The 1,452-nt window shown below is 50.8% G+C and carries 2 protein-coding genes; both read left to right on the top strand.

Annotated features, from left to right (window positions below; all coding sequences use genetic code 11):
- A partial coding sequence (gene galT, locus R7Q38_RS23315; protein ID WP_318114458.1) for a galactose-1-phosphate uridylyltransferase occupies positions 1–428 on the top strand: 428 nt, incomplete at its 5' end.
- Between the two features lie 109 nt (positions 429–537).
- Positions 538–1,452 (top strand): galactokinase (galK, locus tag R7Q38_RS23310; RefSeq protein WP_318114457.1); only part of this gene is annotated, 915 nt, incomplete at its 3' end.

The raw sequence follows: 1,452 nt of genomic DNA, 5'->3' as shown, positions 1-1,452 counted from the left end.
AAGACGGTTCACGTATTGTGGTGGAAACCGAACACTGGCTGGCGGTGGTGCCTTACTGGGCTGCTTGGCCGTTCGAAACCATGTTGTTGCCGAAAACGCACATTCGTCGCATGAGCGAACTCAGCGATGAGCAACGAGACGATTTAGCGCGAGCGATTAAGAAGCTGACCAGCCGTTACGACAATTTATTCCAATGCTCTTTCCCTTACTCGATGGGCTGGCACTACGCGCCGTTTTTTGACGAAGGCACAGACATCGACCATTGGCAGCTTCATGCACTTTTTTATCCGCCACTACTGCGCAGTGCCACGGTTCGTAAGTTCATGGTGGGCTACGAAATGCTGGCAGAAAGCCAACGTGACCTGACCGCAGAGCAAGCGGCGCAGCGTCTGCGTGATGTGAGTGATGTCCACTACAAAGAATGCTAAGTCTTTAAATTGGACTGATTACGAATAACGGGATAGCGCGACTTTACAGATAGAAAGTTAGGCTCAACGCGCTATCCCACACAAATTACTATTTTAAGAGAACGTCCCTATGTCTGAACTTATCCAAAATGTGAAAGCGTCATTTGAGCAAGTGTTGGGCTACGCACCTAGCCATATTATTCAAGCGCCTGGTCGTGTGAACTTGATTGGTGAGCACACCGATTACAACGATGGTTTTGTCCTACCGTGTGCCATTAACTACCAAACGGTCGTGGCGGCGGCAAAGCGTGAAGACAATATCGTGCGTGTGGTGTCGGTCGATTACGGTAACGCAGTGGACGAATTCGATATCACGCAAGCCATTACCTTCCAGCAAGACAAAATGTGGGCGAACTACATTCGCGGCGTGGTGAAGTGTCTTCTGGCGCGTGGCTACCAGTTTACTGGGGCGGATATTTCAGTCAGCGGCAACGTGCCTCAAGGCGCGGGTTTGAGCTCATCGGCGGCGTTGGAAGTGGTAATTGGCCAGACGTTCAAAGTGCTGTTCAATCTTGAGATCAGCCAAGCGGAAATCGCCTTAAACGGTCAGCAAGCCGAGAACGAATTCGTCGGTTGCAACTGCGGCATCATGGATCAAATGATTTCAGCGGAAGGGCGTGAAAATCATGCGATGCTATTAGATTGCCGTAGCCTTGAAACTGAAGCGGTCTCGATGCCAGAAGAGATGGCAGTCGTGATCATCAACTCGAATAAAAAACGTGGTTTGGTCGACAGCGAATACAACACTCGTCGTCAGCAATGTGAAGAAGCGGCGCGTATTTTCGGTGTGAAAGCTTTGCGTGATGTGACGATTGAGCAGTTCAACGAGAAAGTCGCTGAGCTGGATGAAATGGTGGCAAAACGTGCCCGTCATGTCATCACAGAAAACGATCGTACTGTGGAAGCGGCGCAAGCGCTGCGAGCACACGACATGAAGCGTATGGGCGAGCTGATGGCCGAGTCTCATGCCTCGATGCGCGATGAT

The sequence above is a fragment of the Vibrio sp. Vb0598 genome (assembly GCF_033338935.1).
GTDB lineage: Bacteria > Pseudomonadota > Gammaproteobacteria > Enterobacterales > Vibrionaceae > Vibrio > Vibrio alginolyticus.
The sequence above is the reverse complement of the archived record's forward strand: the minus strand, read 5'-3'. Positions and strand labels throughout refer to the sequence as shown.